Source organism: Aliifodinibius sp. S!AR15-10, from assembly GCF_031569985.1.
In the GTDB taxonomy this organism is placed as follows: Bacteria; Bacteroidota; Rhodothermia; order Balneolales; family Balneolaceae; genus JAMQKA01.
In genome coordinates, this window is the sequence record NZ_JAMQKA010000047.1 from 39,918 (window position 1) to 48,043 (window position 8,126).

Consider the following 8,126-nt stretch of genomic DNA (forward strand, 5'->3'; position numbering starts at 1 on the left):
TTGCTCCCTGAAGCAGACACTTTCACTATAGTAAAGTAGATAACTTCACTACCCTGAAGTGGTCTACTTTACTATCCTGAACTATCTAATTTAACCTTGATATCATAAAAATGTTATTTCGAGGAATCAGCGAATATCAAAAGCAATCTACTGATAGCTGAACAAATAACCGCATGTGGATCGACAAGTCGGCGGTTGAACTTATCGCATAAATACTCTGCACGGATTAGGGAATTATATACTCAATTCTGTTTGATAACCATCAGTGTAATATCGTCTCTGATATGTCATCCTGGCTCTGCATGGTCCGAAAAAAAAATTGGTTGAAACCTTTGTCAGCATTTCATTTAACAGAGGCTTATTCAGTTTAACGAATACTCCTTTTGAGCAAGAGATGCATGACGCTCGAAGAGCCGTGAGCCTTGGGTTTGAGCAGTCTCAATAGCTTTACTGAAGGCAGTACGGGCGGCATCCAGATCTGGTGAATCCTGGGCCAAATATAGTTTGCCCTCTACACGTGAAATTTCGGCTTCACCAAAACCAGCCCCGGTGCTTTCCACGATCTCCCTCGCCCTTTTGATAGCTTTTCGTGCTTCGGAATATTCTTCTGCGATAATCAAGCTCTCTGCGAGAAGTACATAATAGAAAGGAATGTCCAACAAATAGTCACGTTCTTCCAGCTCATCGATTCCATTTTGGATACGCTCAGTCCCACGTACCGGGGATCCCTGCGCAGCCATCGCCCAGCCCAGCAGAATATTCATTTGCCTGCTCCAGTGCATCGGTTCACTTTCGATTCCAAGCTCCAGGAACCGTTCGGCCGCTTCCCGAACCTTCTTTTCATTGCCACAAAGGGTTTCAAACCAAGCCCTGGCATAGAAAATATAGGCATCCCCAAAAGCCCGACCCGATGCCCGAAAATTCCCCATTGTTCTTTCCATCAGCTCCCGGGCCTCTTCCTCAGAGCCTGTCAACAGAATACTCACGGCCGCCTCCATTCGCAGGATAATGCTGCCATCCACATCGTAAATCTGCATGCAGGTAAGAAGATGGTTCTCTTCGTACTTTTCCAGGCCCTCCCGATACCACTGGGCAGATTCCGATATATTTCCGGCAACACGGTTCGAGAGTCCCCGAAGGTAGCACGCCTCTACTTCCGCAGCGGTGTTATCAGTCTGTTTGGCCAGAGTGTACATTACAATGCCCAATTCAACCGCTGCCGCGGGATCTCCCGAGATAAGTTTGGCAATGCCAAGGGTGAACAAAACCTCAATGGGGGGCGGTTCTCCCAATTCACTGCCCAGCCGGTATACCTTCTCGCAAAGCCGGAACAGTTCCTCGGCATCGAATCTCCGTCGCTGCAGGTACGAGATTGCAAGCGACGTTTTGAGTTCAAACTCGCGATAGTCTCGTTTTGGACTCTCCGGAAGGTTAGCTAACAATTCAAGCGCGCGACGCAGCATACCCACATCCTGCAGAGATGTTACCTCGCGGGCATGAAGTGCAGCCTGCAGGTAGTGATCAAGTGCAGCTTCAATTTCTCCGGCACGCTCGTAATGAAAAGCCAACCTCTTGTGCCAGGGAGCCAGATTGTCCTCATGGATTTCTTTAATCGCCCCGGCAATGCCAAGATGAAGTCGACGACGACGGGTATTGCTAAGCTCTTTGTATGCCACTTCCCGAAGCTTGTCGTGGGTGAAATCGTACAAATTAGCCCGTACTTCTTTGAATATATACTGTCGAATAAGCTCTTCAAGGGCCTCAATAAGCTCGTCCTCAGTTAAGTCACATGAGTGGGAAATCAGATTAAAAGAAAATTCGCGTCCGGCGACCGCTGCAATACCCAATACTTCGCGACTTTCAGGCGAGAGATACCGGAAACGCCGGGATATCACTTCGCTGACAAGGGAGGGTAATTCACGAATCTGCGAAGGCGTTTGATCCGGAGGTACAAAGGTATCGTCACTACTATTTTTTAGTTGGTCCAGAAGGTTCAACTCACGGACCATTTCTACAATAAACAGTGGATTACCTTCGGTTTCATAATACAGGAGGCTGTTCATTGACTCGCTAATCTCCCGGCCAAGGATGTGAGAAGCCAATTCCAGGGTCTGAGAACGATCCAGGGGATTTGGCTCAATAACCCGCAGACAATGCTTTTGTCGCAATTCAAAAAGGAGCCCCTCCAGCGCCTCGTTGTCATAGGGATTTCCAGCTGTGGTTCGTAGGGTTGCAACCACTAAAAATGGCGTCGGTTGGTTTTGATTCAGGAGAAAATCGAGCCAACCCAGGGTTTGGGAATCGCACCACTGAACCTCGTTGAGCAGTAGCAGGGCCGGCTTTTCGTTTGCCAAAAAGGCGTGGGCCAGGGCCTCCTCGAAACGACGCTGCTGCCAGGGTTGCGAATCGGGAGCGTTTTGTAACCGTCCTGAAAATTCCGGTAGCAATCGGGAAAGCTCATTCAGCCAGGATTCATTTAACATGCTTAGCCCTGAGCTAAACGATGGCGACCGGAGCCAGTCTGCCACCGGTCCGTATCCGGGAGTACCGGGAGCCTCATAGCAACGGGCACGGGCACCGGGATATCCCTGTTTAGAGAGGTATGCCAGCAACTCGCTGCCAAGTCGCGATTTTCCAATTCCTGTTTCTCCCCGTATCAAAACCCATTGCATGGAACCGGAACGGACTTCATCCCAGGTCTGTAGCAAGGTCTTCCATTCTTCTTTGCGCCCGACCATCGGCCAGTCTGTACCTGCACCATTACCTGTAGGTGAAACAGGGGGGAGCGCGGGATCACCGGATTCCTGCCGGAAACTTTCACAAAGCCTCTGATACAACTCCCGGATCTTGGGACCGGGTTCTATATCCAGCTCTTGCCGTATCTTTTTTTCAAAAGTTTTATAGGTTCGGATCACGGCAGCCCGGTCATCATTAAGGGCATGAAGTTGCAAAAGGCGTCGATATGCAGCCTCGCTACAGGGATCATGTTCCATCAATTTGCTGGCATAAGTGATAGCCTCTTCGTAGTTTCGATCTTCTTCCAATACGTCAGCCAGCTGCTTTAAGGTATCCACATAGGCCTCCTTCAGCCGATTTCGATCGCCAATAACCCATTCATTATAGCAGTTAGATAGCAGTGGTCCGCTGTAAAGAGAAATTGCCTTCTTCATCGCTTCCAATTCTTCATTGGTTGCTTTTGATTGCTGAGCCTTTTTTAACAACCCCTCGAACTCTTCGACATCAAGATAATATGATGCCTCGGGTTTCCACTGAATGGTTTTGGTGTCAGTCCAAATATAGTTGTCAGCATCCGGCAGGGCGTTGCGAAGTTGGTAAAGCAATTGCCTGAGATTGGCAAGTGTTTGTTTATCAGGACTATCGTGCCAAAAATCGTAAGCAATTTGCTGCCTCGGTTGTGGGGATTCTTTATGCAGCAAGAGATATGCCAGCAGCTCCTGGAGCCGCGGCGAGTTCATAGCCGGCACCGTTTTTCCCTCGTAGTGAAGGCGAAACGTTCCCAGCAGATCAATTTGGAGCGATTCATCCATCCGCGTCCTTACTGATTCCTTCAATTTATTGTTGCTTATAACTTACTAATAAATATAAATTTAGGCATGGGAATATCCGTGGTGATACAAACGAATATTTACTAACCTATCAACCTTCATCGTAAACTTAGAAAAGTACTTCTGTTCAGCTACTGTTCAAGTTGAATTAGGGTTACAGATACTCAACTATTTCGGTTCCGGGGCCTTCAAAAGAGTTATTAGCGCTCCTTAAAAATGATACTGGGCTCCGATCCCCCCTCTGCCAGAACACAATCTTGTTTAACCAGGACGGCATATGATAACCTGCCAAAGGGAGCATCATTCTTAACTTTTAGAGTAAAGGTTTCACCGGCAGGAAGAGTTTCTTCACCCTCTGCTATCAATGTAAAATCCTGATCATCAATTATCGGGGTAACGAATGTGGTATAGTTCGAAGGGAACTGAAAAATAAGATTAGATTGGGATGTCCAGCTAATTTTTTCCCCTCTTTTGGCCACCACAGCATGGCAGTTGAATTCTTGTTCAACAACTCTCCAAGTCTGCTTTTCATCTTCAATCTTTATTACTTCCAATACATGTTCAGTCGGATTAGATGTGCCTGCACTTTTTTCCATAACGATCTCCTGTTTTATGAAGTTAGTTAACATTTTTAATGTTGATGAACATACTTGTGGTGAAGCCTACTCTATCATTTTTTTAAACTCTTCACTTTCAGTCAGTTCTTTTAAATAGGTTGAGCCTTGTATTCTGGCCAATGGGTACCCATTTTCCAGCGCTTTCCCGACCCAGTGAAGCGCCTTTTCACGGTCTCCAACCCGTTCATAAATGGTGGCAGACCGGTATTGAATATCTATATTTTCAGGGTTAAGCTGCAGGGCTCGATCAGAATATTGAACTGCCTTGGCAGTATCGCCGATATCAAGCGAAAAGGATCCAAGGTCAGAAATGAGTTTAGCGTCATTGGGATTTACATTCAGTTGTATTTCGCCATATGCAATAGCTTTCCGATAATATTGCTGAGCTTCTTTGTTCTGACCCGAAGCTTCACAGGCACTGGCAAGATTTGCCCACAAAGTGTAATTATTGGGATTTAAACGAAGAGCCGCCCTATACCAGTTGATTGCAGCCTGGTAATCTTCAACAACAACTTGTTTTATATATCCCAAATTTGAAGCTGCGTAATAAGTTGTATCCAGTGCAAGGGAATGCTCGAACATATCTTCTGCCTTTTCAGTCTCCCCGAGTCTTAAATGTACTCCCCCTTTGTTTGAATAGCCGATGGGATTATCGGGGGTAAGGTCAATCACTCGCTGGAACTGGTTCAACGCATTTTCATACCGATCCTGCCTTTCATAAAATGTTCCCAGCTGATTATATCCCAACCATAAATCAGGTTTCAGGGTAATTGCTTCCTTGAACGTTTGTTCTGCCTGTTTAATCATTCTATTATCTTCGTATGTTCCGGCCAGCTCTCGGTAGGCACCGGCATTCTCAGGATCAATTTCCAAAGCTTCTTTAAAGCTTGATACAGCTTGGTCATATTCCCCAATTCCCCTGTGAATGATACCCTTGGCAATTCTTACCTCTGCCAGGCCGCTGTTGAGCTCCTGGGCTTTCTCCAGGTACTTTTGTGCAGTTTTAACATCATCCGTAACCTGTAGTTCATCATATCTGCGCCAATAGCTTTCACCGAGTGCGGCATAAGCCAAGGCATATGAGGAATCTTCCTCGATTGCTCTGTTGAAAAGCCGGATTGCAGTATTGATGTTTTCACCAGTGGAGGGTCGTTGCAGATACGCTCTACCCATCACGTAATATTGCATCGCCTCCGGCTGAGCAGGATCCAACTCCCTGATGGCCATGTCGATTTCGGAACTAGACTCAACTTTCAGCATCTCAAGCAGGGCACTCACAGCTTTATTTTGCAGGGAAACCAGGTTATGGGAGGCAACATCTATGATTTCTGCATCAATTGTCCTTGTGTTATCAGTATCAACCAGACTAATTATAAACCGGGTGGAATCGGCAAGTTGCTGCAGGCTTGCCTCCACGACCAGGTTTACACCATACATTTCCTTTGCCTCCCCCGCGGACCGTATATTCCGGGTTCTGAGCTCACTGGATGGAACAACAGAAAATGAATTGCGATATCGTTCTATCTGCGATAGCTTGCCGGATAGCGTCTCAACCAGTCCCTCACAGATAGCTTGGGTGTCCGAATCTCCTCCGATATTTTCAATGGGCATCACTGCCAGGCTTAATTTTGATGGGACTGCATTGACTTGAATCACATTCGAGAACTGAAAAAGAAGAATGAGCATCACCAGAAACAGGGGAAGAATCGTCCAGAAATAGATCGGTTTAATACCAGAAAATTTCCAAACAGCCCTATTCGTGGAGACAGTGCCGGCACTTCTGGCCTGAAAATCATCAATAACGGCAGATATCGTCTGGTAGCGATCTTCTTTACGCTTCTGCAAACATTTATGAATAATGTTCGCAATGTAATCCGGGAGATCTTGGTCGATTTCAGAAACGCTTTTGGGTTCTTCATGAATGATTTTATACAGAATGGCAGGCTCGTAAAAATCCTGAAATGGCAGTTCTCCTGTAAATAGCTCGTATAGGACTACGCCATAGGACCAGATATCCGATTGCTCATCGATGTCCCGCCCTTGAACCTGTTCCGGCGACATATAGGCTGTCGTCCCGATAGCAGACCCGGTTTTTGTGATATGTTCAGATCCCTGGATTCGTGCCAGCCCAAAATCGAGAATTTTAACTTTTCCATCCTTATCGACCATTATGTTGTTCGACTTGATATCGCGATGGAGAATTCCCTTTTCATGGGCAGTTGACAAGGCTTCGGCTACCTGTAGCGCAATTTGTATCTTTTCCTCTCGGTTGAGTGCATCCTTAGTAATGAGTTCTTTTAGCTCCTTACCCTCAACATATTCCATTACAATAAATAGTGAATCATCCCCGGATGCCTCGATTGCATGTACCTGGGCAATATGGGGATGGTTTAAAGCGGCGGCAGCCCGCGCTTCAGTTTGAAACCGTTGACGTTTTGAAGCATCAGAGGAGATTTGATCAGGTAAAAACTTTAAGGCTACGTCTCTTTTGAGTTTGGTATCCGTTGCCAGGAAAACGCTGCCCATTCCACCCTCTCCCAGTTTCCTTTGTATATCGTAATGTAGAACAGACCGAAGCATAATCACCCTCTCTTATTTTTGCATAAACAGCGGCGTTCCTAAGGATGAAGAAATCAACTTATCAATTACATGATCTATACTATTAGTTTAAAATCAAAAAAAATAAATACTTAGATATATAGTATTAAAAAATATGATCTTATCTGTCTGTTACGCAATAATACACCGTTTGTTAAGCTACTTGCTTAACCTGACTGATTTTCTTTTGGGATAAAACATGCATTTAAGTCCCCTTATCAGTTATGCCTGAAAATATTTCAAAAAAAATTCTGCTTTGACGTTTGAATGACGCTTGTGTAACGCCCCCCTCCGTATTCCTCAATTGAAACCAAGATGGGAAGTGACAGCAATCTTGGAGTGACATAAAAAAATTCAAGTCGTTCCCTTCCCTGATGGACATAAATAATGTTTTCAATAACCAAAATGGAGAATACCATGAGAGCTTCAACATTTAAATTATCGACCCCACAGCAAGTTATATTCGCAATTGTTGTATCTTTGGCAATATTATTCGCTGGTTGTGACAGTACTAATTATGTGCCAACTGACTTCAATCAATCTCGCATTTCCCCAACCACTTCCCAACATGATCTGATTGGAATGTGGTTTCAGGTACCCTTAAACGGAGATGAAGAAAAGGAGCGCACACTGGACTTTTCCGATGGATACGGAACGCTGATCTATCCGGATAACACGGGAAAGTGTAATGGGAAGCCGGTACTGCTTAAACGGTTCAGCTGGGAAGAAGTGACCCAGGGAGCTAACATCCTGAACTTGAATGTATTCCGGCACACTGAGTGTGGCGTTGAAAAGGGACCGTACGAGGAGGTTGTTTATTACAGTAACCACAACAACACTCTGAAGATATTTACTCACAGTTGGGTTCGTGAACCATGATGGGCAAATTAATATGTAATACAGAATCACAACCTACATTGTTAATAATAATATAAAGCGCCGGTAGGAATAATTCCTCCGGCGTTTATTTTAATTAAACGTGAGTTCAATATAAGGATCACAAAATTATAGCTGTCATCGCGAGGAGGCGTCTGTGGCAGTAGCCGGCTCCATCTTAAGGTCGACGTGGCGATCTCCCCCTCCATTTTCTGTTCACCCGCCGGGAGATTGCCTCCCAAAAGGTTTCGGGATCCCCGATGATCACTTAATCCCTCTTCGCAATGACAGGCTCTGTCTCGAACCGACGCTAAATATTTTTGCATTTCAGAAGATGTGCTCAATTAATTGAGACGGTCGTCTCACAGGCACTGAGATAGTCGTCTCAAGATCTACGAGACGATGGTCTCGGTAAGTATGAGACGTTGGTCTCACTATGTATGAGATAGTCGTCTTGGTAAGTGCGTTA

4 protein-coding genes are annotated in these 8,126 nt (G+C 45.5%); 1 reads left to right on the forward strand and 3 read right to left on the reverse strand.

Annotation, left to right across the window (positions count from 1 at the left end; translation table 11 throughout):
* Positions 1–362: 362 nt before the first annotated feature.
* The 3 genes from NC796_RS21230 to NC796_RS21240 all read right to left on the reverse strand — a co-directional run bounded on the left by NC796_RS21230 (position 363) and on the right by NC796_RS21240 (position 6,763).
* On the reverse strand, positions 363–3,572 hold the full coding sequence (locus NC796_RS21230; RefSeq protein WP_310687547.1) for a BTAD domain-containing putative transcriptional regulator: 3,210 nt from the start codon (positions 3,570–3,572) through the stop codon (positions 363–365).
* A gap of 194 nt (positions 3,573–3,766) precedes the next feature.
* Positions 3,767–4,162 carry a hypothetical protein gene (locus NC796_RS21235; protein ID WP_310687549.1) on the reverse strand — a complete coding sequence of 132 codons (396 nt, stop codon included), beginning with the start codon at positions 4,160–4,162 and terminating at the stop codon, positions 3,767–3,769.
* A gap of 66 nt (positions 4,163–4,228) precedes the next feature.
* Positions 4,229–6,763: a protein kinase domain-containing protein gene (locus NC796_RS21240; protein WP_310687550.1), complete on the reverse strand. Its 2,535-nt coding sequence runs from the start codon at positions 6,761–6,763 to the stop codon at positions 4,229–4,231.
* 600 nt (positions 6,764–7,363) lie between these two features.
* Here NC796_RS21240 and NC796_RS21245 point away from each other — a divergent pair.
* Entirely contained in the window at positions 7,364–7,660 is a 297-nt protein-coding gene (locus tag NC796_RS21245; protein WP_310687551.1) for a hypothetical protein, read from the forward strand.
* The last annotated feature ends 466 nt before the right edge of the window (positions 7,661–8,126 follow it).